Genomic DNA, 22,210 nt, shown 5'->3' with positions numbered 1-22,210 from the left:
CGGAGCCGACCGGCCCGGTCCGGGACAGCCGGTCCGGGTCAGATCGTGCGCGGCGCCTTGGCCAGGTTCGCCTTGAGCTCCTCGGCGTTCTGGCGGGCCACGTAGGCGGGCCGGTCACGCTCGGCGCGCCACGACTCGCTGAGCGGTCCCGCGTTCACGGTGTCGAAGCCCGCCTCGTCGTAGAACCGGGTGACGAGCTCGACGGCCTCCGGGTAGTCGCTCGCCGTCACGAGGGCCCGGCGGTTCTCGGTCCCCTCGGGGGTGCCGTCGGTCGTGATGTCCGCGGCCATGATCTGGTTGAACGCCTTGACGACCTTCGAGGTGGGCAGGTGCTCCTGCAGCAGGCCGGAGACCGTCGCCTCGCCGCGGTCCAGCGCCTCGACGCGGCCGTCGCGCTCCCAGTAGTAGTTGTTCGTGTCGAGCACGACCTTGCCCGCCAGGGGCTCGACCGGGATGTCGCGGTAGGACTTGAACGGCACCGACACGACGGCGACGTCGGCTGCCTCGGCTGCTTCCTTCACCGTGGCCGCGCGGGCCTTCGGGCCCAGCTCCTCGACCAGGTCCGCGAGGGTCTCGGGACCGCGTGAGTTGGCGATCACCACCTCGTTGCCCTGCGCGATGGCGACGCGCGCCACCTGGCTGCCGATGTTTCCCGCTCCGATGATGCCGAAAGTAGTCATACGGGCGGCAACCTCAGGGATTCGCGCGGCATTCCGTCCACGTGAGATCCATGTGTCACATGCGTTCGTACCATGGCGTCCATGGCGAACGGCGATGCGGGATCCCACGGGCGGTCGTACCGGAAGGGTCCCGAGCGGCGCGCGCAGATCCTCCTCAGCGCGATGGGGCTGTTCGCCGAACGCGGGGTGGGCGCCTCGCTGCGCGCCATCGGCGAGGCCATCGGCGTCTCGCACGCCGCGCTGCGGTACTACTTCGCCAACCGCGACGAGCTGCTCGTGGAGGTCTACCGGGCGCACGAGTCCCAGGTCCACGAGGCCGAGGCGCACGAACCGTCGGCGCCCGAGGAGGTCTCGGCGGTCGCCATGATGGAGAAGAGCGCCGAGCGGAACCGCTCCATCCCCGGGCTGGTCGAGCTCTACGCGACACTGACCACCGACGCCCTGCAGGGCGAGCAGCACCCGGCGACGCGCGAGTTCGTCCAGGCGCGGTACCAGCGCGTCCGGACCGATCTCGCGGAGCGGGTCCGGGCCGGTCAGCGGTCGGGCGCGATCGCCGCCGACGTCGACCCGGACGACGCCGCCGCGCTGGTCGTCGCGGCGTCGGACGGCCTGCAGCTGCAGTGGCTGCTGGCCCCCGACGACGTCGACGTCCGCCGGTCGCTGGAGCTGCTGGAACGGCTCCTGCCGGGACCTGGGGCGGGTGAGGCGGCCGAGGCCTGAGCGCTCGGCCGCCCGCCGGGCACCCGTGACCTACACCGGTGACACGACCGTGGGGTCCCAGCCCTCCGGCAGCGGCGCCACCGGGCCGACGACGGAGTCGATCTCCACGGGCTTCCCGGTGTCCGCCGCGTCGCGGACCGCGAGCAGGATGTCCAGCACGTGCGCGGCAACCGCCCCCGAAGCGCGTTCGGTGCCGCCGTCGCGGATCGAGCGCACCAGGTCGACCACCCCGGCGCCGCGTCCGAGCGCGGGACCGACCGCCGGGAGCACCGTCGGCTCGTCCGACCCGTAGCGCCACAGGGACGAGTCCCCGTCGAACGTGTTCGGGTCGGGCAAAACGATGGTGCCCTCGGTGCCGTTGATCTCCACGAGCCCGGCTCGGTCCAGGGCGTGCTGGAACGAGAAGGTCGACTGTGCCGAACGACCGGGGCCGAACTCGATGAGCGCGGCGTGGTGCGTCGGCACGAGCACGTCGAACACCTCGCCGGCCCGGGCGCCGCTGCCGATGGTGCGGGTCGGGCGGGACGTGGAGGCGACCGCCTGGACCCGCGTCGCGGAACCGAACACGTGCACGAGCGTGGTCACGTAGTACGGCCCCATGTCGAACAGCGGGCCGGCGCCGACCGCGAACAGGAAGTCGGGGTTCGGGTGCCACGCCTCCGGGCCCGGCACGTGGAACATGGTCGTCGCGGTCAGCGGCTCCCCGATGTCACCGCGCGCGATCGCCCGCAGCGCTGTCTGGATGCCGGCGCCCAGCACGGTGTCGGGGGCGCACGCGACGCGCAGGCCGCGCGCCTCGGCGTCCGCCAGCAGGGCGGACGCCGCGTCGCGGTCGAGGGCCAGCGGCTTCTCGCTCCAGACGTGCTTGCCCGCGGCGAGGATGCGGTGCCCGACGTCGGCGTGCACCGCCGGGACGGTGAGGTTCACGACCACGTCGATGTCCTCGCGGGCCAGCAGCTCGTCCACGGTTCCGGAGGCCCGGACCCCGTGGGCCTCGGCCTGCGCGGCCGCGCGCGCCTGATCGAGGTCGGCGACGAACCGGACCTCGACGTCGGGGAACCGGGTCAGGTTCTCCAGGTACTGGGTCGAGATGTTGCCGGCGCCGATGATGCCGACGCCGGCCGCCCCGGGCCCGGTCAACGGTCGTTCTCCGCGAGCCACGCGAACGACAGCGCGATGCCCGCGAACACGTCGCCGGCGTACGCGTCGAACTCGATCACGCGGGTCGCCCGGGGTGCGGCGGCCAGGATCGCCGGCACGTCCACCGCGCCGAAGCCCGCGGGCTGCTGCGCCTGGACGTCGCCGTCGAGCGTGCCGTCCTTGACGTGGATGAGGCGCACGCGGTCGCCGAGCGCGGTGAGCAGCGCCGGGGTGTCAGCCCCGCCGACGCTCGCCCAGTAGGTGTCGACCTCGAGCACCACCGCCGGGTCCAGGTGCTCGACGAACAGCTCGAGGGCGTGCCTGCCCTCGATGCGGGTGCTCAGCTCCCAGGCGTGGTTGTGGTACCCGAACTCGAGGCCGCGTTCGGCGGCCAGCACGGAGAGCCCGTTGACCCGCTCGGCGAGCTCGGCCACCTGCTCCGCCGTCTGCCAGTGCTCGGCCGGGACGAACGGGTCGATCACCGTGGCCATGCCCAGCGTGGCCGCGGCGTCGAAGATCGCCTCGGGGACGTCCGAGCCGAGCACCGGCGCGTGGCCCGACGGCGCGGCGATCCCCGCCGCCGCGAAGGCGCGGCCGTACTCCGCGGTGCGCTCGTGGAAGGCGTAGGGCTCGACGTGCTCGAGCCCGATCTCGGCGAGGCGCGCCACGGCGCCGGCCAGGTCCTCGGCGACCGCGTCTCGGACCGTGTAGAGCTGTACTGAGGTGGTCGGCTTCGTCGTCGGCATGGAACTCCTTCGTTCGGCATGGTCAGCACGACGATCGTACCTACAAATTCTTACAGTGGAAGATTTTTCTGGGCGCGAGCCTCCAGCCACCAGCCGATCCGGCCGGTGTCGTCCAGGTGGGCGAGCTGATGCGGCGCCGCCCGGTCCAGGTTGGACTCCGCGCCGAGCAGCGGTTCGACGCCGATCGAGCGGTACGGCGCGTCCTTGGGCCAGCCGCCGAGGTTGCGCCACACCACGAACGACACCGGGGCCGAGAAGCCCGTGTCGACGCCCCAGGTGAGCGAGAGCCGGTCGGCGCCGTCCACGATGTCTACCCGGTCGGTCGCGACGACGGCGCAGCGGGCGGTCCCGTCGTCGGGGCCCAGGACGTCGAAGGACACTCCATCGCCGTCCGGCCAGACGGACGGCACCGTCCGTCCCCGCTCCGGCCACTCGACCACCAGCACGTCCGGTCGCCCGGGCACCTCCAGCCGCGCGCCGGGACCGACGTCGAGCAGCATGTGCACCGCGTGCAGGACGGCGGCGCCGGGCGGGCCGTCGATCGCGTACCTCGCCCGCACGACGCCGTCGTCCGCGCTCAGCCGACGCCGCAGGGTGAGACCGCCGGCCGAGACCGGCGCGACGACTACACCCGGTTCGGCGTCGTCGGCGGCCCACGGCCGCGACCAGACCTCTCCGTGGTCGCTCGGGCCGTTGAGCGTGGGGAAGCACTCCTCGCCGCCGCCCGCGTCGACGAACGCGTCGCCCGGGGCGACGGCGGCCCGCTCGGCGTCGGGGACCCGTGGGTTGCGCCAGAGCCATTCGCGCTCGGGCGTGGCGAGCGACGTCCAGCGCCCGCCGAGCGCCAGGTCGGTCCGTACGGTCAGGGGGCGTCCGGCGCCGGCCGGTCCCGCCACGGTCACACGCGGTCCAGGATCATCACCGCACAGTCCTCCCAGGTCCAGCCGATCGCAATCCCGTCTGTGATCAGCTCCTTGCCCGTGAATGTGCTGGTCCACGCGTCGTCGTCGCCGCGCAACCGGTACCGCGCGTCCGGGTCCAGGTCGCGGAGGCGGACGGTGAGACCGGCGGCACCGGGCCGCCGCCACGCGAGCACGACGACGGCGTCCGCCCCCGTGTACTGCACCGCGCACGCCTCGTCCGACGGCGCCCCGTGCCGCCGCACCCGGCCGGTGTGCACCACGGTCCGGATCGACCGGTACAGGTCCACCAGGGACGAAGCCCGCTCCCGCGTCGCGGCGTCCCACGCCAGGAGGTCGGCGCCCATGCCGAGCACCCCCGCCATCCCGACGACGAACCGGAACTCCAGGCTCGCCGGTGCGCCGTCCCGGTCGCGGTCCAGCAGGTCCGGCAGATCCGTGACCCAGGAGCTCATCGTCCAGGCGGGCAACACGCCGAGGAACCCGTGCTGGATCGCCAGCCGGTCGCGCGGCCCGGTCTCGTCGCTGGGCCAGACGACGTCGGTCCGCGCGAGCACCGCGTGGTCGATCCGCCCGCCGCCGCCCGCACACGCCTCGACGGTGACCTGCGGGAACCCGGCGCGCAGGGCGTCGAGGATCCGGTAGTAGGCCTGGGTGTGCCGCCAGGACCAGTCGTCTCCGCCGAGCACGCTCTGCCCGCCGTCGGCGATCGAACGGTTCATGTCCCACTTGAGGTAGGTGACGTCGCCGTCGCCCAGTAACCGGCGCAGCGTATCCAAGACCCACTCCTCGACCTCGGGCCGGCCGAGGTTGAGCACGTACTGGTTGCGCAGCGTCTCCAGGGGGCGGCCGGCCACCTGATGCGCCCACTCGGGGTGCGCGCGATACAGGTCGCTGTCGGGGCTCACGGCCTCCGGCTCCACCCAGAGACCGAACCGCATGCCGAGCGCGCGGACACCTTCGGCGAGCGGGCCCAGGCCGTCCGGGTTCCGGCGCAGGTCCACCTCCCAGTCGCCGAGCGCCGCGCGGTCGCTCGTGCGCCCGCGGAACCAGCCGTCGTCGACCACGAAGACCTCGGCACCCACCTCCGCGGCCGCTGCCGCGAGCTCGAGCTGGTGCGCCACGCGGACGTCGAACGTGGTGGCGAACCACGAGTTGTAGACGACCGGCCGGTGCTCGGGGCCGCGTGTGCGGGCCAGCGTCGCCTGGTACTCGTGCCAGGCGTGCGCCAGGTCGTCGGCGTCGCCCTCGACGCGCACCCCGGCGAGGACCGGGGTGGTCAGCCGCTCCCCCGGCGCGAGGGCCAGGATGCCCGACTCGTCGTCGGGGCCGGCGGCGACCCGGACGTGGTCGGCGAACGGGACGGCGTCGAGCGTCATCCGCCACGAGCCGCTGTATCCGAGCGCGACGCCGTACCGGACGCCGGCGTCCGCTCCGGCAGAACGGACCACCCCGTCCGTTCCGGCGGGCACGACCGTAACCACCGGCGCATACGTGTGCGACGTGATGCCCTGCCGGCTGCCGATGCTCAGCGTCCCCGCGCCGAGCCCCACGTCGAACGGCGTGAACTCGCGCGACCAGGCGCCGCCGAGCAGGTTCACCGAGGCCCCGGCACCGGCCCCCGCCTCGGCCGGGATCGCGAACGCCCCGCCCCACGCCCGGAGCAGCTCGATCGGCTGCTCCGAGGTGTTGTGCAGCTCCGCCCACTTCTCCACGACGTCGTGGGCGGGGTGGGTCCGCAGGTGCAGGCGCACGCCGAGGCCGAGCACGTCGTCGGCCAGCGGGCACACGAGGTGGGTCGCGCCGTCGTCGTCCCGCCCGAGCTCTACCTCGCCCGAGAGCGCGAGGCGCGCGCCCCGCAGGGCGTCCGCCCGCCGGACCACGAGCTCGGCGCCGTGCACGTTGCGCGTGCCGAGCGCCGTCGCCTCCAGCGGGAGCAGGTCCAGGTCCGCCTCGAAGGAGGACGTCGCCGCCGCGGGCGGCCGCGCCTCACCGCCGTCGGGCCCCCAGTCGACCGCGACCAACCCGGCCCCGCGCGGGGCGGGACCCACGACGTACCGGCCCGAGCGGGTCGGGAGCGTCCACGTCATTTGTTGGCCCCCACGAGTAGTCCGGACACGAACTGCTTCTGGAACATGAAGAACACGATCGCCGTCGGGACGGCCGCCAGCAACGAACCTGCCGCCACCACGTTCCACGCGCTCGCGTAGCCGCCCTGCAGGTTGAGCAGGGCCGCGGTGATCGGGAACTTCGACTCGGTGCGCAGCACCGTCATCGCCCAGATCAGGTCGTTGAAGATCCAGGTCGTCGCCAGGGCCGCGAGCGCCGCCAGCGCCGGCCTGGACAGCGGCAGCACGATGCGCCAGAAGATGCCGCCGGGTCCGGCGCCGTCGAGGCGGGCGGCCTCGAAGACCTCGGTGGGCAGGCTGCGCATGAAGCCGTGCAGCACGAACGTGTAGAAGCCGATGCCGAACCCGACCTGCACGACGACGAGCGCGGTGCGGGTGTCGGCGATGCCGATGGCCTCGGTGATGGCCGCGACCGGGACGAGCAGGATCTGCGGCGGCAGGAGGTTCCCGGCGAGCATGGTGAGCAGGATGGTGCGGCGGCCGGGGATGTCGAACCGGCTGAGCGCGTAGGCGGCGACGGACGACAGCGCGAGGGAGGCGAAGACCGCCCACGCGGTGACGGCGACGCTGTTGCCGAGCGCCTGGAGGACGCCGCCGTCGGTGAGCGCGGTGGCGAAGCCCTCGGTGCTGAACGACGCGGGGAGGGCGCCGAGGCCGCGGCTCGCGATGTCGTCGAAGGAGCGGACGGCGACGAACAGGACGAACACGATGGGGCTGAGCCACAGGAGCGTCACCGGGATCATCGCGACGTGCAGCCACGGGGAGCGGGCACTGCGTGCGGTCATGTCAGTCCTCCGTCCGGGCCTGGCGGGCGAGGTAGGTGATGATGAAGCCGATCGCCAGGGCGAAGATGACGACGGCGATGGCCGAGGCGTAGCCGAGGTTCCCCGTGGTGAACGCCTGCTGGAACATGTACGTGCTCAGGAGCTGGGTCTCGTTGTAGGGGCCGCCGCGTGTCATGGCCCAGACGATGTCGAAGGTGCGCAGCGAGTCGATGACGGTCACTGCGAAGACGACGGTGTTCACGCCGCGCAGCTGCGGCATGACGATGCGCCAGAACCGCTGCCACGCGTTGGCGCCGTCGACAGCGGCCGCCTCCTCGAGCGTCGGGTCGGTGCCCTTGAGGCCGGCCAGGTACAGCACCATGATGTAGCCGACCTGGCGCCAGACGGCGGCGATCAGCACGGCCCACAGGGCGACGGCGGGGTCGGCGAGCCACTGGCGTTCCAGGTGCTCCAGCCCGAGCAGGCCGAGCGTGCCGTTGATGGGCCCCTCGGGCGCGTACATGACGCGCCAGAACAGGCCGCTCACGGCGAGCGAGACGACCATCGGCAGGTAGATGGCGCTGCGGTAGAGCCCCACCAGGGGGCCGGGCTTGTTCAGGGTGACGGCCAGGACGAGCCCGCCGATCACCGACAGGCCGCCGAAGCCGAGGACCCAGATCACGTTGTTCCGCAGGGCGGTCAGGAAGATCGGGTCGTCCGCCAGGTCGCGGAAGTTCTGCAGGCCGACGGGTTCGGCCAGGCCGATGCCGTCCCACCGGGTCAGGGCGAGCGAGAACGAGTTCGCGGCGGGCCAGAAGACCCAGAACAGCTCGAGCACGAACGGGACCAGCAGGAACACCCAGACCAGCAGCGGGACGCGCGCGAGCCGGGAGCGACGGCGGGGCCTGCCGCTCCCGGCTCCGTCGCCCTGCCGCGTCGCGGCGACAGAGGTCTGGGTGCTCACGACGCGAAGACCCCCTCGGCCGCCGTCTGCCACTCGTCCAGGATGCTCTTCATCGAGTCGGGCTCGGCGAGGAACTTGGTCAGGGCGGTGTCTGCGGTGGCCTGGAGGGCGTCGGACGAGTCACGGTTGAAGAACTGCGTGATCTCCTCCGTGTTGCTCAGCAGCTCGATGCCCTTCTGGACGAGGGGGCTGAAGGCGGACGTGTCGACGTCGGGCGACGTCGGCAGGTTGGCGGAGCCGGACTGCTCGATGAACTGCTGCTGCGACTCCGCGGAGGCGAGGTAGCTCAGCAGGTCGAGCGCGCCCTGGTGGTTGTCGCTCTTGGCGGCCGCGAAGAACCCGTCGGTCGGCGCCTCCTCGGCGGTGGGCACCGAGTCGTTGATGACCGGGACCGAGAAGAAGTCGAGGTCGTCCTGCTGGTCCTCGGGGAAGTAGGAGGTGACGAACGCCCCGACGAGGTACATCGCCGACTTGTCCTGGGCCATCGGCGTGGCGGCCTCCTGGGCCGAGTACGACACCATGTTCTTGTCGAAGTACGGGATGAGCCGCTTGTACTCCTCCATGACGGCGACGACCTCGGGGTCGTTGAACGCGTGCTCGCCGGCCAGCAGCTCCCGGTGGTACTGGGCGCCGTTGACCCGCAGGTTCAGGTAGTCGAACCAGCCCGAGGCCATCCACGGCGTGGACGCCAGGCCGTTCGTCAGCGGGTTGATCCCCTGGCCCCGGAGGTTCTCGCACAGGGCGTGGAACTCGTCCCACGACGTCGGCGGCTCGACGCCCCACTTCTCGAACGACGACTTCTTGTAGAACACGCTCCACCAGTAGTAGTTGGTGGGCACGAAGATCTGCTTGCCGTCGGCACCCGACGAGAGGCCGCGCAGCGCGTCGGAGTACCCGGCGCACGCGCCGTCCCCCTCCCACAGCGGGGAGACGTCGAGGAGCAGCCCCTCTTCGGCGTAGGACCGGGCCACGGAACCGGCGTACCAGCTCAGCACCTCGGGGGCGTCGCCGGAGCGCAGGTAGTTGGTCAGCTGCGCCCGGAACTGCTCGGTCGCCACCGAGTTCATGGTGACGTCGCCGCCCGGGTAGGCCTTGACGAGCGCCTCCAGCGCGGCCTTCGGGTCGGCGTCCTGGATCGAGTTCTGCAGGGTCACGACGCCGGTGCTCGCGCCGCCGCCGCCTCCCCCGCCCGACGTCGTACCCACGCACGCGGCCAGCAGGCTCGCGGCGCCCAGCGTCATGCCGCCCGCGAGCAGCTGGCGGCGGGTCAGTTCGAACATCCTGGTTCGCTCGGACATCTTGTTCCTCCTTCGTGCGCCCTCGTTGGCGCACTGGTGAATTCGGTGCAGTGCATTCAGTGCACGGAAACGGGTAGGTCCGCATCCGTAGTCGGTCCGGCCGGGGTGGGGCCGTGCAGCAGCTCGGTGCCCCGGCGGGCCACGCCGTGCCGCAGATCGGCCGCGTGCCGGGACGCCGCCAGCTCCGGCCGCCGGAGCAGGGCCTCGCCCGCCGCGGCGTCGTCGGCCAGGAGGGCGAGCTGCGCGTCCAGGAACAGCACGCGCCGGTCACGCACCCGCAGCGGGTCCTCCTCGAACAGCAGGAGGTCGGGCAGCGAGGTGGCGAAGTAGTCGACGCGGGGCACCTCGACGGCGTACCGGTCGCGGTAGGCGCGCAGCGACGCCGTCAGCTCGTCCGCCGCGTCGTGCTGCCCGGTGCGGCGCAGGGCGAGCACCGTCCAGAACGTCTGCTCGCCGTGCTCCTGCGTGCTCATGTCGACGAAGTCGCCGCGCTGCGCCGCGGCGGTGCGCCAGGCGTCTTCGGCGCCGGGGTCTTTGGCGGCGGCCAGAGCGTCCCCGAGCAGCAGGTGCAGGTAGGCGGTGCTGGCCAGCGGATGACGGGCCTCGCCCAGGTTGCGCGGCGGCGCGAGGGCCGCCCGCACGTGCTCGACGGCGTCGCCCGCCCGGGCGTCGGCGAGCGCGTCCAGCGCGAGGCGGGTGTGCGCGCGGTCCCAGGCGAGCAGCGCCTGGCCCTCGCCGCCCTCCCAGGGGTGGAGCCGGCGTCGGCCGAGGATCGTCACGGCCTGGTCGGCCCGCCCTTCGGTGATCATCAGGTGCAGCGTCTCGACCGCGAGGTCGTCGCGGTCGAGGGCGGCGGGACGGCCGTCGCCGTCGTCCTCGGATGACCATGCACCTGCTGCCAGATCCGACCCCTGGCTGGCAGCAGACGCATGGTCATCTGACGCCATCAGCGCGTCGAGCCGGGCCACGGGGCTCGCGCCGAGCAGCGCGGCGAGCTGGTCGCTCTCGTACAGCAGGCGCGCGTCCCCCGGCGCTGCGGCACGGGCCCGGACGTACGCGTCGCGGGCCGCGGCCAGGTCCCGCTCGTGGTTGACGGCGCCCAGGCCGATGTTCCGCCAGGCGACCGCGTCGGCCGGGTCCAGCGCGACGGCCTGGCGCCACAAGGCCAGGGCGTCGGCCCGGCGTCCGGCGGCGTAGGTCCAGTGTCCCAGCAGCGACCGGGCGACGGCGTCGCCGGGTTCGGCGTCGGCCGCCTCCTGGAGTACCGCCGCGTCGGCGAGCCGGCCGGGAAAGCACCAGGTCACGTCCAGGGTGCGGGCCCTAGCCCGCTCCTCGGCGGCTTCGGCGGCGCGGCCCGCGAGCCGCAGCACGTGCGCGCGGTGGTAGGCGAGCAGCGGCCGGACGGCGGTCTGGCCCGCCGGCCGGTGGTCCTCGCGCCGTTCGGCGTCGGCCAGGCAGGCCAGCGCCGCGTCGTGCTCCCCTACCCCGGCGAGCTCGATCGCGACGTCCAGGAGGGTCTGCGCGTCGCCGCTCGCGGGCAGGCCGTCCAGGTGCCGAAGCCAGGCGTCGAGCGGGTCGAGCGCGCGGGCCGCGGCCAGCGCGGCGGAGGCCGCCTCCTGCTGCCCCGCCCGGCGGTGGCACACCACCGCGAGCGCGAGCGCCTGCAGGTGGTCCGGCTCGGTGCGACGCACGTCGGCGAGCCGGGCCAGGGCTTGCGCGTAGCGGCCCGCACGCGCGTCGAGCCGGGCCATCCGGTAGCCGGCAGGGGCCCGCCAGGCCCGCGCCCAGGCGGCCTGCGCGTAGGCCTCGTAGGCGCCGGAGTCGTCGCCGAGCGCCTCGCGCACCAGGCCCAGCAGGTAGATCGCGGTGGTGTCGCGGGGGCTGCGGTGCAGCCTGGTCAGCCGCCCGACGGCGCGTTCGAGGTGCTCGGCGGCCTCCCCGAAGCTGCCCGCGACGTAGGCGCGCCGCGCGAGACCGATCAGGCTGTCCGTCTGCCCGGGGTCCCGGCGCAGCGCCTCGTGCCAGTACGGCTCGGGGGCGCGGGTGGCGTGCCGGTACAGCTCGAGGTGCGCCGCGATCAGCGCGAGCTCCTCGACGCTGCCGACCTCCTCGGGGGCGGGCGGCTCCTCGGCGGGGGCGGGCTCAGGGGGCTCGGCCGCGCCGCTGGTTGAGCTTGTCGAAACCCTGGTCTCGACAGGCTCGGCCAGCGCCGTGGCCGGCTCCTCCCAGGCGACCAGCACCCGGCCCTCGTGGGTCACCGTGACCGTGAGCGGCCCCGTCCCCGGGAGCAGGTCGTGCGTCAGCTGCGCCGGGTGCGCCGGGTCGGCGTCCACGACGTCGGTCGCGATCACCCGGCCCTCCAGGGACAGCGTCACCTCGATCCCCGCCAGTGGACGCGGCACGACGACGCCGGTCCGCGCCGTCGTACCCGACCGGGTCGCCAGCCGCTCCAGGCGGACCGCGGCGTCGAGGGTGGCCCGGTCCACCGGCCCGACCTCGCGGAACGGGTACCAGAACTGGGAGAACACCTTGGTCTCGCCGGGGGCGAGGTGTGCGAAGTCGGGCTGGTTGTCCGTGAACACGCCGGCCATCAGCTCGACGTAGTGGGAGCCGTCGTCGGCCAGGTTGGCGTCCCAGGCGTGGCCGAACGGGGCGTTGCCCCAGGTCCACTGCTTTTTGCCGGGCGAGAGCGCGCGGTCCGCGACGTGCACGAAGCCGAGGCGCGCGGCATGGTCGTACCCGCCGAAGAACTCCTCGTCGCTGGCCAGGCACATGTACGACGTCGGCACCGGGATGTTGCGGTACCAGTCGAGCTGGTCGCCGCTGAGCTCGGCGGCGTCGGCCGCCGTGCCGACGTCCCCGGCCCGGGCGGGGTAGTCGACCCCGTAGTAGGGCCGATCGGCGTGCGGGAACGCGGTGATCGCGCGCCGCGCATGGTCGGCCACGTACGTGACGTCGTGCGGGAAGAACGACTGGTAGTCGTCGTCCACCCTGGCCGCGACGTTGGCCCACCACAGGAACGACTGCGGCAGCTCCGTGCGGTTGTAGAGCCGCACCGTCAGCTCCAGCACGGCGCTGTCGGGGCGCAGCCGCACGCCGTGCATGCCCTTCATCCGCGTGAACGGGTCGTGGTCGGAGCACCAGACGACGACGGCGCCGTCGGGCTCCTCCTCGATCTCGACGTCCACCGGGAGGTAGGTCGCCGGGCGGTGGTGCTGGGGCCAGTTGAGCTCGACGCCGCCCGCCACCCACGGGCCCGCCAGGCCGACCAGCGCGGGCTTGATCACGGGGTTCGTCCAGAAGAAGTCCTGGCTGGTGCGGCGTTCCCGGGCCACGTGGATGCGCCCGCCGAGCTCCGGCAGCACCACCACGCGCAGCCACTCGTTCTCGAGGTGCACCGCGCGCCAGGCCCGCTGGTGGGGCTCGTCGGCGATCTGGTGGTGGAACGGGAGCGGGTACACCCGCCCCGACGACCCCTGGTAGACCCGCCGGTCCAGGTACGCGGGGAACCGGTCGGGCGGCAGGGGTTCGTAGGTGGTGAGGGTGAGCGGCGCCTCCCAGGCGGCCGCGGCCCGGCCGGCCAGGTCGTCGGGCCGGGCGGGAAGGTCGGGCAGGTCGAGCGCTGACTCCACATCGAGCATGTGACCGACGGTACGAACCACCGGCCGACGCCGGAAGCGACGTATCGACTTAACTGCCTGGATGATCCGACGATCCGCGCCGGAATTCCCGTGCTGCCGGCGTAGGGCCGGTGGGGCTACGCTCCAGGAGTGCGAATCCGCGACGGCTTCCCCGGACAGCGCCTACGGGTGCTGCCGGCCGCCGTGGTCCGCGCGGCCGCGAAGGCCGGCCCCACGTCGCGGCTGCTGGTCACGGACGCGGGCTACTTTCCGCATGCGGCCAACCACGGCCGGGTCCGCAAGCACGGCGCGATCGGGACCATCGTCATCGTCTCCTCCGCCGGGCGCGGCTGGTGCCGCACCCCCGGCGGCCTGCACCGGATCTCGGCGGCGGAGGCCCTGGTCATCCCCGCCGCGGTACCCCACGAGTACTGGGCCGACGACGACGATCCATGGACGATCTGGTGGATGCATGCCCGCGGCCCGGACGCGGACGAGTTCGAGCGCGACCTCGCCGGGCGCGCCGGGCCGGACGACGTGGCGGTGGTCGAGGTGCACGACCTGGTCCGCGTCGTCGCCGACCTGGAACGCGTCGTCCAGGCGCTGGAGACGGACGAGACCTACCCCAGCCTGCTGCGCTGCGCGGGCGCCGCCTGGTCGGTGCTCGCCCAGATCACGGCCGACGCCGCCGCGGGCAGCCCGGTCCGGGGCGAACCCGTCCGCGCCGCGCAGGAGTACCTGCGCACGCACCTGGACACCGTCGTCGACGTGGCCGCGCTCGCCCGCCGGTTCGGCCTGAGCACGTCGCACTTCTCGGCCCGCTTCCGGGCGGCGACCGGCGGTGGCGTGGTCGAGTACGCCAAACGGCTGCGGATGGCCCGCGCGTGTGAGCTGCTCATCACCACGGAGCTGCCGGTCGCCGACATCGCCCGCTCGGTCGGCTACCCGGACCCGTTCTACTTCTCGCGCCAGTTCCGCAGCGTCCACTCCTGCAGCCCGACGGACTTCCGCCGCAACCTCCACGACCGCGAGCGCTGAGCGCGGCCCGGCCTGGATGGTCGGCAATCTGTCAGGTGATCGGCATTCCGAGGTGCCGATCACCTGACATTCTGCCGACCATCCGACGAGCCGCCGCGTCGGATCGTCCAGGCAGGTGCGTCGGGTTCTGCATTCCGCCCCGGCCCCGGTGCGCGGTTTGCTGAGCGGGTTCCTCCTTCGGCGCACCGCCGAACCGACGACGACGTCAGGAGACCTGAATGTTCACCGTACGTACCTGGGCGGCGAGAGCGAGTGCCGCCCTGCTCACGACAGCGCTGGCCGCGACCGGGCTGGCGGCGGGCCCCGCAGCCGCCGTCGGCCAGCCGCCGTCGAGCCCCAGCCCCACGCCCTACCAGGGCTGGAACACCTACTACGGCCTGGGCGGCGACTTCGGTGCCGACGAGGTGCTGGACGTGGCCGACTTCCTGGTCTCGTCCGGCCTGGCCGAGGCGGGCTACGACATCGTGTGGCTCGACGGCGGCTGGCAGGCCGACATCCCCCGCGGCGCGGACGGCCGCCTCCAGGGCGACCTCGAGCGGTTCCCCGACGGCATGGCGGCGCTGGCCGACGCCATCCACGACCGCGGCCTGCGCGCCGGCATCTACACCGACGCCGGCCCGTACATCCCCGGGACGTGCGGCCTCGGCAGCGGCGGGCACTACCAGACCGACGCCGACACCTTCGCCGAGTGGGGGTACGACGCCGTCAAGGTCGACTTCCTGTGCGGCATCACCGCGGACCTCGACCCGCGGGAGGCGTTCACGGCGTTCGCCGAGGCGCTGCGGAACAACAGCTCCGGCCGGCCCATGATCTTCAACCTCTGCAACCCGGTCACCTCCCCGGACTGGGGCGACTACCCCGAGGAGCAGCAGTCGACCTGGTCCTGGACGTACGCGCCCGAGATCGCGGAGTCCTGGCGCACCTACACGGACGTCGGGTTCGTGGGGCAGATCCAGTTCAAGGACGTGCTGCGCAACTTCGACGCCAACGCGCGGCACCCCGAGGTCGCGGGCCCCGGGCACTTCAGCGACCCCGACTACCTGGGCCCGGAGCTCGGCATGACCACCGAGGAGTTCCGTACCCAGATGTCGCTGTGGACCATCGCGGCCGCGCCGCTGATCATCTCCAGCGACCCGCGCACGCTCAGCGAGGAGTCCATGGACATCCTGCTCGACGACGACGTGCTGGCCATCGACCAGGACCCGCTGGGCATCCAGGGCACCCGCGTCGGCGCGGCCGGCACCAGCGAGACGTGGGCCAAGCCGCTGGCGGACGGCTCGGTCGCCGTCGCGCTGCTGAACCGCGGCGACCGGCCTGCCGAGGTCTCCACGACCGCCCGCGACCTGGGCCTGCGCGGCCGGTCGTTCGCCGTCCTGGACACCTGGACGGACGGCCGCACGCAGTCGGCGGGCACGATCCGCGCCGCCGTCCCGGCGCACGGCGCCGCCCTGCTGCGGGTCACGCCCATCCGGGCCGACGGCGTCCCGCGCCTGGTCGCCGCGTCGCCGGCCTTCACGGCGGTCGGGTCCGACGTCGTCGCGCCGACCACCGACCTGCTGGCCGCGGCCCGCGACCGGCTCACGACCGAGGTGACGCTGCACAACGACGGCAGCACGGCCGTGCGCCGTCCGGCCGTCTCGCTCGCGGCGCCCGACGGCTGGACGGTCAGCCCCGCCGGCCCGGCACCACGCCTGGTGCGCCCCGGTGACTCGGCAACCGTCGCCTTCACCGTGGACGTGCCGCCGGGCACCGCCACTGGGAGCTACGACGTCGCGGCGTCCGTCTCGTACGCGGGCGCGCCGACCGGCACGACGCCGCCGTCGCGCGTGACGGTCGCGCCCGCCGCGCCCAGCGGGAGCGGCGTCGTGCTGTCGCGCCACCCGTGGGTGAGTGCGAGCAGCGGGTGGATGGAGCCGGCGGTGGACCAGAGCGTGGGCGGCGGCTCGCCGCTCACGGTGGCGGGCACGGTGCACCCGACGGGGATCGGCGTCGCCAGCCCGTCGCAGATCCGGTACTACCTGGGTGGGGCGTGCACCCGGCTCACGGGCGGCGTCGGCATCGATGACGCCGTGAACAACGTCGGCCCGGAGGGCGGCACGGCGACCTTCGAGGTGGTCGGCGACGGCGAGACCCTCTGGTCGAGCGGCACCGTGACCCGCGGCACGGAGATCCCGTTCGACGTAGACGTCACGGACGTCCGCGACCTGTCTCTCCGCATAGGCGACGCGGCCGACGGCGGCTACAACGACCGCACGGACTGGCTGTCGCTGACCACCACCTGCTGACCCATCGTTGAGTGCTGGGTATTTGTCCTCTCGGAACGTTCCGAGAGGACAAATACCCAGCACTCAAAGGTCAGTAGGTCGCGCGGGGGGCGCGGGGCGGGGTGTAGCGGGTGAACGTCGCGGCCGTGGGCACGAAGATCGTCTCGAAGGTCTCGGTCCACGTCGCCACGACCTGGGTCTCCGCCGGCAGGGCGGCGGCGGACCTGCCCGTGGCGCGAGGGTCGAGCGGCGGCCAGACGCCGGTCCGCACGCGGTGCTCGAGGGCCTGGATCGCGACGATCTCCTCCGCCGCGGTCACCGTCGGGTGCCCGCCGCGCGCGACCCAGAGGTTGCGGATGTCCCCGCACTCGGCGCGGACGGCGTCGGTGTAGGAGCGGACGTCGGCCGCCGGGGCACCGCCGTCGCCGGTGGCGTGCACCGTGAGGACCGGGACGTCGAGATCGCCCGGGGAGGTGTGCTCGGCCATCCGAGCCCGTGCGGCGGGGTCGGCGTCGTACCGCGTCCCCGCGGCCAGGGCGTCCAGGTCCGCGCGGAGCTGATCCTTGCCGAGGCCCGCGGCCTCGTACGCCGCTTCCACGGTCCGGCGTTCCGCGGACCGGCGGAACAGCTCGTGGTAGTCGACGTCGGCGTTGGTCGACGGGTTCCCGCCGAACGTCTCGGCGATGTGCGCCCGGTCCACGGGGCCGTGCCCGTTGAGGTAGGCGTTCACGACCCATTGGCTCAGCGCGTGGGCGGCGTCCAGCGGGTCCTCCGGGCGCGGCGTCGCGAAGTCGAACCAGGCGGGGACCTGGACCAGCGACCCCGCGAGGGCCAGGCGGGCATTCGCCTCGGGGTCGAACGCCTCGGGCTTGCCCAGCGCCTCGTACGCGGCACCGGTCAGGGCGTCCTGCGAAGCCTCGGGGTCGGTCGGGTCAACGATCTCGACCGGGTTGCCGTTCGCGTCCACCAGGCCGTCGAACAGGAGGGTCATCGCCGCGTACTGCACGTCGAGGGCGGCGTCCCAGCCACCGAGCGGGTCGAATCCCGCGGACGTCCCGAGCACGCCGTCGACGCGCGGGTCCTGCTCCGCGTGCAGGGCCACGATCGCACCACCGAACGACTGACCGTTCGCGAGCGTCGTGTCCGGCTCGCCGATCTCGTCGGCGAACCAGTCCAGGACCGCCTCCTGCTGGTCGACGGCGTCGGGCAGCGTGTAGCCGAACCCGTCGTCGCCGAACATCGAACCGGCGAGCGCGTAGCCCTGGCTGGTCAGCCACTCCTCCGCGCGGACGTTGTTGGCGAGCTGGTCGGGGATCTCGAACCCCTGCCCCGCGAACTGCGTGGGGAAGTAGCCGTGCGCGAACAGCACGAGGGTGCCGTTCCAGTCCTCGGGGACGACGGCCCGGTAGTCCGCGCCGTCGATCGTTCCGGTGTACTCGACGACCTCGCCGGGCACCGCCTCCACGGCGGCGGCCGGCAGGGCCGATGCGGTCACGATCAGGGCCAGTGCCGACGCCAGGGCCGGTCGTACATGCTTCATTGTGTCGCTCCTCGGTGAGCGGCACGCTCGCTGCGCGCCTCCTGCACAGTCCGACGACGGACCGCCGGCGTACTCATCGTTGAGAGGCCCGCGAGGGCCAGGGCGATCAGGAGCGGGTAGACGGCGCAGCGCTCGACGAGGCCGATCAGGTTGGCGTCGGAGCCGGCGACGGCGAAGAAGACGACCAGCGAGACCAGGCCGAACACGCCGAGCAGGACCATGGCCCTCGCCGACTTCCGGGGGACGCCGATGAGCCGGTACACCCGGCCGAGCACGATGGCGAGCACGTTGCCGCCGACGATGGCCGCCATGGCGCCGAGCCCGTGATAGGCGTCGGTGCCGTCCCGCATCGCCTCGGCGGAGCCGGGGAAGAACGCCAGCAGGACGCCGCCGGCGGCCAGCGCGGCAGCCGGTACGAGCGCTGCCCCACGGCGCCATCCGCGCAGGCCCCGGAGCATCACGACGCCGGCCAGCGCCATGGTCCCGAAGAGGAAGAAGCCGGTGTTCATGACCCAGGCGAGCGGCGAGTTCATGGCCTGCCCAAGTGCTTCCGACGGACCGCGCACCCCGAGGTTGCTGATGTAGTGGTACGTGTAGCTGTAGGGCGGATCCGTCCACGCCGCGGCGGCGATGAGCTCGGCGAGGAAGAAGATCGCCGCCGCTGCGACGAGCACCGCGCCGGCGGCACGGCGTTGCACGGTCGGGTACGTCTCAGAGGCGAGGGCCCGGGACTCTGGGGTATTCATCGGCTTCTTCTCCTGGCTCGCGTTTCGCTGGTCTGACATCGGAACTGTATCGATACCAGTTTTGGTGTCAAGCCAGTTGTGCGCCCGATACAGTAATGTCGGCCGCATGGCCAACGCAGAACCACCGGGACGCCGGGAGCGCAAGAAGGCAGCCACGCGCAGGACGATCGTCGACGCGGCGACCGAGCTGTTCCTGGCGCGCGGCTTCGACGACGTGAGCGTGCGGGAGATCGCCGACCAGGCCGACGTGTCCCCGACGACCGTGTTCGCGCACTTCCCGCAGAAGGAAGCGCTGCTCTTCGACGACGAGGCCGCGCAGCACGAACGGCTGGTTTCCGCGATCCGCGACAGGCCCGTCGGCACGTCCATCTCGACGGCGCTCCAGGACCACTACCGTTCCGAGCTCGCCGAGATGGCGTCGCGACCGAACGGGGCTCGCATCCTCAAGCTGATGGAGTCGACCCCGTCGATCGTGAACTACGCGTCCCAGATGTGGCTCCGTCACGAGGACGCGCTCGCGGCGGCCGTCGCCGAGGAGTTCGGGCAGGCGGAGCCGAGCGACGAGGTGCGCATCTACGTGCGGTTCGCGCTCCAGATCCAGCTGCTCGCCTCGGACAGCGCGGACCCGGAAGCGATGATCGGCACGGGGTTCGGCGTCCTCGACCGGGGTTGGGACTCCTACGCGGCGCAGGCCGCTCCCCCATCACGCTGACCGCAAGAAGCCCGGTCCGCACGCTCGAACCGGCTCAGGCGGCCGGCACCGGGGCGTCGTCGAGCAGCTCCAGCAGGTGCGGGGCCGGTGAGTCCTGGCGCTCCCCCGAGTTGGTGACGACCGAGACGACCCAGTCCGCCCCGCCGTCCGGCAGCAGCGGGACCACGGCCAGCCGCGCGGCCTGCGGCTTGGCCGCGACGTGCCGCGGTACGAGCGCGACGCCGAGCCCGCGGTCGACCAGGTCGAGCAGCGTGTGCACGTCGTTGACGGTGCACCGCACCAGGCGGTGCACGCCGCGCGCGGCAAGGGACTCGTCGTTCATCCGGCGGATCGCCCACGAGGGGTGGAAGTCGATGAAGGTCTCGCCGCCCAGCTCGGCCCGGTCCACCGCCGTGCGGGACGCGTACGGATGCTCCGGCGGGCACAGGAGCACCACGGGCTCCCTTCCCAGGACGGCGCGCGGCAGCACGCCCACATGGTCCGACGTCGCGACGAACGCGGCGTCGAGGTCGCCGTCGCGCACCCCGGCCAGCAGCTCGTGCGAGCCCGCCTGGGTGAACGCGATCTCCACCCGCGGGTAGCGGCGGTGGAACCGTTCGAGCAGGGAGCCGACGTCGACGAAGCCGAGGCACTGCTCCGCCCCGACCCGCAGCGTTCCCGCGAGCTCGCGGGAGACCTGCACCACCGCGTCGCGAGCCTCCGTCGCGGAGGAGAGCATGGAACGGGCGAAGGGCAGCAGCGCGAGGCCCGCCTCGGTCGGCTCGACCTTGCGCGTGGTCCGCGTGAACAGCCTGGTGCCCAGCTCTACCTCGAGGTTGCGGATCGCGGCGGACAGCCCGGACTGGGAGACGCCGGTGACCTCGGCGGCGCGGGTGAACTGCCGCTCGTCCGCGAGGGCGACCAGGTATTCCATCTGACGCAGTTCCATTAAGCAGTACCAGTTCTAGGAATGATGATGAGGAGTTGTTGGACTTCTAGGTTATCGCTTCCTAGTCTCAGGTTCGAACCCGTTGCGACACGAGGAGTAACCATGCAGCAGCGCACCATCGGCGGCCGTGCCGTCTCCGCGATCGGCCTCGGCGGCATGCCGATGTCCATCGAGGGGCGTCCCGACCGCGACCGCTCGATCGCCACGATCCACGCCGCCCTCGACGCGGGCGTCACCCTCATCGACACCGCCGACGCCTACCACCTGCACGCCGACGAGGTGGGCCACAACGAGGAGCTCATCGCCGAGGGCCTGCGCACCTACGGCGGCGACACCTCCGGCGTCCTGGTCGCCACCAAGGGCGGGCATCTGCGTCCCGGCGACGGTTCCTGGACCAAGGACGGCCGGCCCGAGTACCTCAAGGAGGCCGTGAAGGCGTCCGCCAAGCGGCTCGGGGTCGAGGCCATCGGCCTGTACCAGTTCCACCGGCCCGACCCGAACGTGCCCTACGGCGACTCGGTGGGCGCGATCCGCGACCTGCTCGACGACGGCGTCATCGAGATGGCCGGCATCTCCAACGCGGACCCGGACCAGATCCGGCAGGCGCAGGACATCCTCGGCGGCCGCCTCGTCTCGGTCCAGAACCAGTTCTCGCCGCGGTTCCGCTCGTCGGAGCCCGAGCTGGAGCTGTGCGCCGAGCTGGGCATCGCGTTCCTGCCGTGGAGCCCGCTGGGCGGCATCTCCAACGCCGGGGAGCTCGCCACCCGCCACGCCGCCTTGGCCGAGGTCGCCGCCGACCACGGCGTCAGCCCGTACCAGGTGGTCCTGGCCTGGGAGCTCGCGCTGTCGCCCGTCGTCGTACCGATCCCCGGGGCCTCGCGGCCTGCCAGCATCACCGACTCCGCGGCGGCGGCAGAGCTCGAGCTCACCGCCGACGAGGTGGCGCGGCTCTCGGCCGCCTGAGCCTCCCCCGACTTCCCACCCACAGGAGAAAATCCCCGTGAAGACCTTCACCCTGCCCGGGACCGACCTCACGGTCCCGAACGTCGTCCTCGGCCTCATGCGCATCCAGGAGAAGACGGACGACGAGGTGCGCGAGCTGGTCAAGACCGCCCGCGACGCCGGTATCTCGTTCTTCGACCACGCCGACGTCTACGGCTCCAGCCTGCACGGCTGCGAGAAGCGGTTCGCCGAGGCGATGCAGCTCACGTCGTCCGAGCGCGAGCAGATAGTGCTCCAGACCAAGGCCGGCATCGTGGGCGAGGGGCCGTACTTCGACTTCTCGTACGAGCACATCACCGAGTCCGTGAACGGTTCGCTGGCCGCGCTCGGCACGGACTACATCGACATCCTGCTGCTGCACCGTCCGGACGCCCTCGTGGAGCCCGACGAGGTGGCGCGCGCGTTCGACGAGCTGGCGGCGTCGGGCAAGGTGCGTTCGTTCGGCGTCTCCAACCACACGCCCGGCCAGATCGAGCTGCTGCGCAGGTCCGTGTCGCAGCCGATCGTCGCGAACCAGCTCCAGCTCTCGGTGACGCACGCGCCGCTCGTGGCGCAGGGCGTGGCCGCGAACATGCTGGCGGAGGACCAGTCGATCAGCCGCGACTCCGGCACGCTCGACTACTGCCGCCTGAACGACATCACTGTGCAGGCCTGGTCGCCGTTCCAGGCCGGGTTCTTCACCGGCGTCTTCCTCGGCTCGCCCGAGTACCCGGAGCTGAACGCCGTGATCGACAGGCTCGCCGCGAAGTACGACGTGCCGGCCATCGCCATCGCGACCGCATGGATCACGCGCCACCCCGCGCAGATGCAGGTAGTGCTCGGGACGACCAGCCCCGAGCGCGTGGCGGGCGCCGCCCTCGGGTCGGACCTGCCGCTGACGCGTGCCGAGTGGTACGAGATGTTCCGGACGGCCGGCTACATCGTGCCGTGATGCCGGGAGCCGCGGTGTTGGTACGGGCGCCAAGGTAAGTACAGGACTGCGGGGTGTGTTGCGCAGGG

Annotated in this window: 18 protein-coding genes; 6 read left to right on the top strand and 12 right to left on the bottom strand. The window is 72.7% G+C overall.

Features of this window, described 5'->3' with window-relative positions; translation table 11 throughout:
* Positions 1–38 precede the first annotated feature (38 nt).
* On the bottom strand, positions 39–728 hold the full coding sequence (locus ACNYC2_RS06015; RefSeq protein WP_419707784.1) for an NADPH-dependent F420 reductase: 690 nt from the start codon (positions 726–728) through the stop codon (positions 39–41).
* A gap of 33 nt (positions 729–761) precedes the next feature.
* Here ACNYC2_RS06015 and ACNYC2_RS06010 point away from each other — a divergent pair, with 33 nt between their 5' ends.
* Entirely contained in the window at positions 762–1,400 is a 639-nt protein-coding gene (locus ACNYC2_RS06010; protein ID WP_419706152.1) for a TetR/AcrR family transcriptional regulator, read from the top strand.
* A gap of 30 nt (positions 1,401–1,430) precedes the next feature.
* On the opposite strand, the gene ACNYC2_RS06005 is transcribed toward ACNYC2_RS06010, so the two are convergent.
* Genes ACNYC2_RS06005 through ACNYC2_RS05970 form a run of 8 tightly spaced genes read right to left on the bottom strand, consistent with a single transcriptional unit; the run spans position 1,431 to position 13,002 of the window.
* On the bottom strand, positions 1,431–2,540 hold the full coding sequence (locus tag ACNYC2_RS06005) for a Gfo/Idh/MocA family protein (protein WP_419706151.1): 1,110 nt from the start codon (positions 2,538–2,540) through the stop codon (positions 1,431–1,433).
* On the bottom strand, positions 2,537–3,286 hold the full coding sequence (locus ACNYC2_RS06000) for a sugar phosphate isomerase/epimerase family protein (protein ID WP_419706150.1): 750 nt from the start codon (positions 3,284–3,286) through the stop codon (positions 2,537–2,539). Before ACNYC2_RS06000 ends, ACNYC2_RS06005 begins: the two co-directional genes overlap by 4 nt.
* A 50-nt stretch (positions 3,287–3,336) precedes the next feature.
* A complete protein-coding gene (locus tag ACNYC2_RS05995; RefSeq protein WP_419706149.1) occupies positions 3,337–4,188 on the bottom strand; it encodes a hypothetical protein in 852 nt (283 codons plus the stop codon).
* A complete protein-coding gene (locus tag ACNYC2_RS05990) occupies positions 4,185–6,296 on the bottom strand; it encodes an alpha-galactosidase (RefSeq protein WP_419706148.1) in 2,112 nt (703 codons plus the stop codon). Before ACNYC2_RS05990 ends, ACNYC2_RS05995 begins: the two co-directional genes overlap by 4 nt.
* Entirely contained in the window at positions 6,293–7,120 is an 828-nt protein-coding gene (locus ACNYC2_RS05985) for a carbohydrate ABC transporter permease (RefSeq protein ID WP_419706147.1), read from the bottom strand. Before ACNYC2_RS05985 ends, ACNYC2_RS05990 begins: the two co-directional genes overlap by 4 nt.
* Position 7,121: 1 nt before the next feature.
* The gene (locus ACNYC2_RS05980; RefSeq protein ID WP_419706146.1) at positions 7,122–8,063 is read right to left on the bottom strand and encodes a carbohydrate ABC transporter permease; all 942 of its coding nucleotides are present in this window, start codon (positions 8,061–8,063) and stop codon (positions 7,122–7,124) included.
* Positions 8,060–9,361 carry an ABC transporter substrate-binding protein gene (locus tag ACNYC2_RS05975; RefSeq protein ID WP_419706145.1) on the bottom strand — a complete coding sequence of 434 codons (1,302 nt, stop codon included), beginning with the start codon at positions 9,359–9,361 and terminating at the stop codon, positions 8,060–8,062. Before ACNYC2_RS05975 ends, ACNYC2_RS05980 begins: the two co-directional genes overlap by 4 nt.
* A 56-nt stretch (positions 9,362–9,417) precedes the next feature.
* The gene (locus tag ACNYC2_RS05970) at positions 9,418–13,002 is read right to left on the bottom strand and encodes a DUF5107 domain-containing protein (protein WP_419706144.1); all 3,585 of its coding nucleotides are present in this window, start codon (positions 13,000–13,002) and stop codon (positions 9,418–9,420) included.
* Between the two features lie 129 nt (positions 13,003–13,131).
* Between ACNYC2_RS05970 and ACNYC2_RS05965 the strand changes: the two genes are divergently transcribed.
* Together ACNYC2_RS05965 and ACNYC2_RS05960 are read left to right on the top strand one after the other, a co-directional pair.
* Positions 13,132–14,019 carry a helix-turn-helix domain-containing protein gene (locus tag ACNYC2_RS05965; RefSeq protein WP_419706143.1) on the top strand — a complete coding sequence of 296 codons (888 nt, stop codon included), beginning with the start codon at positions 13,132–13,134 and terminating at the stop codon, positions 14,017–14,019.
* A 218-nt stretch (positions 14,020–14,237) separates the two neighbouring features.
* Positions 14,238–16,304 carry an NPCBM/NEW2 domain-containing protein gene (locus tag ACNYC2_RS05960; protein ID WP_419706142.1) on the top strand — a complete coding sequence of 689 codons (2,067 nt, stop codon included), beginning with the start codon at positions 14,238–14,240 and terminating at the stop codon, positions 16,302–16,304.
* A 70-nt stretch (positions 16,305–16,374) separates the two neighbouring features.
* Here ACNYC2_RS05960 and ACNYC2_RS05955 read toward each other — a convergent pair whose 3' ends face one another.
* Positions 16,375–17,823 (bottom strand): hypothetical protein, encoded by a 1,449-nt coding sequence (locus ACNYC2_RS05955; protein ID WP_419706141.1) that lies wholly within the window; start codon positions 17,821–17,823, stop codon positions 16,375–16,377.
* Positions 17,820–18,569: a DUF998 domain-containing protein gene (locus ACNYC2_RS05950; protein WP_419706140.1), complete on the bottom strand. Its 750-nt coding sequence runs from the start codon at positions 18,567–18,569 to the stop codon at positions 17,820–17,822. Before ACNYC2_RS05950 ends, ACNYC2_RS05955 begins: the two co-directional genes overlap by 4 nt.
* Before the next feature lie 106 nt (positions 18,570–18,675).
* Here ACNYC2_RS05950 and ACNYC2_RS05945 point away from each other — a divergent pair, with 106 nt between their 5' ends.
* Positions 18,676–19,281: a TetR/AcrR family transcriptional regulator gene (locus ACNYC2_RS05945; protein WP_419706139.1), complete on the top strand. Its 606-nt coding sequence runs from the start codon at positions 18,676–18,678 to the stop codon at positions 19,279–19,281.
* 34 nt (positions 19,282–19,315) lie between these two features.
* Here ACNYC2_RS05945 and ACNYC2_RS05940 read toward each other — a convergent pair whose 3' ends face one another.
* Positions 19,316–20,194, bottom strand: coding sequence for a LysR family transcriptional regulator (locus ACNYC2_RS05940; RefSeq protein ID WP_419706138.1), 879 nt, complete (start codon positions 20,192–20,194; stop codon positions 19,316–19,318).
* A gap of 117 nt (positions 20,195–20,311) precedes the next feature.
* Between ACNYC2_RS05940 and ACNYC2_RS05935 the strand changes: the two genes are divergently transcribed.
* Positions 20,312–21,172: an aldo/keto reductase gene (locus ACNYC2_RS05935; protein ID WP_419706137.1), complete on the top strand. Its 861-nt coding sequence runs from the start codon at positions 20,312–20,314 to the stop codon at positions 21,170–21,172.
* 37 nt (positions 21,173–21,209) lie between these two features.
* Positions 21,210–22,142 carry an aldo/keto reductase gene (locus tag ACNYC2_RS05930; protein WP_419706136.1) on the top strand — a complete coding sequence of 311 codons (933 nt, stop codon included), beginning with the start codon at positions 21,210–21,212 and terminating at the stop codon, positions 22,140–22,142.
* Positions 22,143–22,210 lie beyond the last annotated feature (68 nt).

This window comes from Promicromonospora sp. NFX87, from assembly GCF_048564965.1.
Taxonomy (GTDB): Bacteria; Actinomycetota; Actinomycetes; order Actinomycetales; family Cellulomonadaceae; genus Promicromonospora.
The sequence above is the reverse complement of the archived record's forward strand: the minus strand, read 5'-3'. Positions and strand labels throughout refer to the sequence as shown.

Coding starts and splice junctions, on each gene's coding strand:
- ACNYC2_RS06010 (WP_419706152.1), top strand. CDS start 762: ATGGCGAACGGCGATGCGGGATCCCACGGGCGGTCGTACCGGAAGGGT.
- ACNYC2_RS06000 (WP_419706150.1), bottom strand. CDS start 3,286: ATGCCGACGACGAAGCCGACCACCTCAGTACAGCTCTACACGGTCCGA.
- ACNYC2_RS05990 (WP_419706148.1), bottom strand. CDS start 6,296: ATGACGTGGACGCTCCCGACCCGCTCGGGCCGGTACGTCGTGGGTCCC.
- ACNYC2_RS05985 (WP_419706147.1), bottom strand. CDS start 7,120: ATGACCGCACGCAGTGCCCGCTCCCCGTGGCTGCACGTCGCGATGATC.
- ACNYC2_RS05975 (WP_419706145.1), bottom strand. CDS start 9,361: ATGTCCGAGCGAACCAGGATGTTCGAACTGACCCGCCGCCAGCTGCTC.
- ACNYC2_RS05970 (WP_419706144.1), bottom strand. CDS start 13,002: ATGCTCGATGTGGAGTCAGCGCTCGACCTGCCCGACCTTCCCGCCCGG.
- ACNYC2_RS05960 (WP_419706142.1), top strand. CDS start 14,238: ATGTTCACCGTACGTACCTGGGCGGCGAGAGCGAGTGCCGCCCTGCTC.
- ACNYC2_RS05955 (WP_419706141.1), bottom strand. CDS start 17,823: ATGAAGCATGTACGACCGGCCCTGGCGTCGGCACTGGCCCTGATCGTG.
- ACNYC2_RS05950 (WP_419706140.1), bottom strand. CDS start 18,569: ATGAATACCCCAGAGTCCCGGGCCCTCGCCTCTGAGACGTACCCGACC.
- ACNYC2_RS05945 (WP_419706139.1), top strand. CDS start 18,676: ATGGCCAACGCAGAACCACCGGGACGCCGGGAGCGCAAGAAGGCAGCC.
- ACNYC2_RS05940 (WP_419706138.1), bottom strand. CDS start 20,194: ATGGAATACCTGGTCGCCCTCGCGGACGAGCGGCAGTTCACCCGCGCC.
- ACNYC2_RS05935 (WP_419706137.1), top strand. CDS start 20,312: ATGCAGCAGCGCACCATCGGCGGCCGTGCCGTCTCCGCGATCGGCCTC.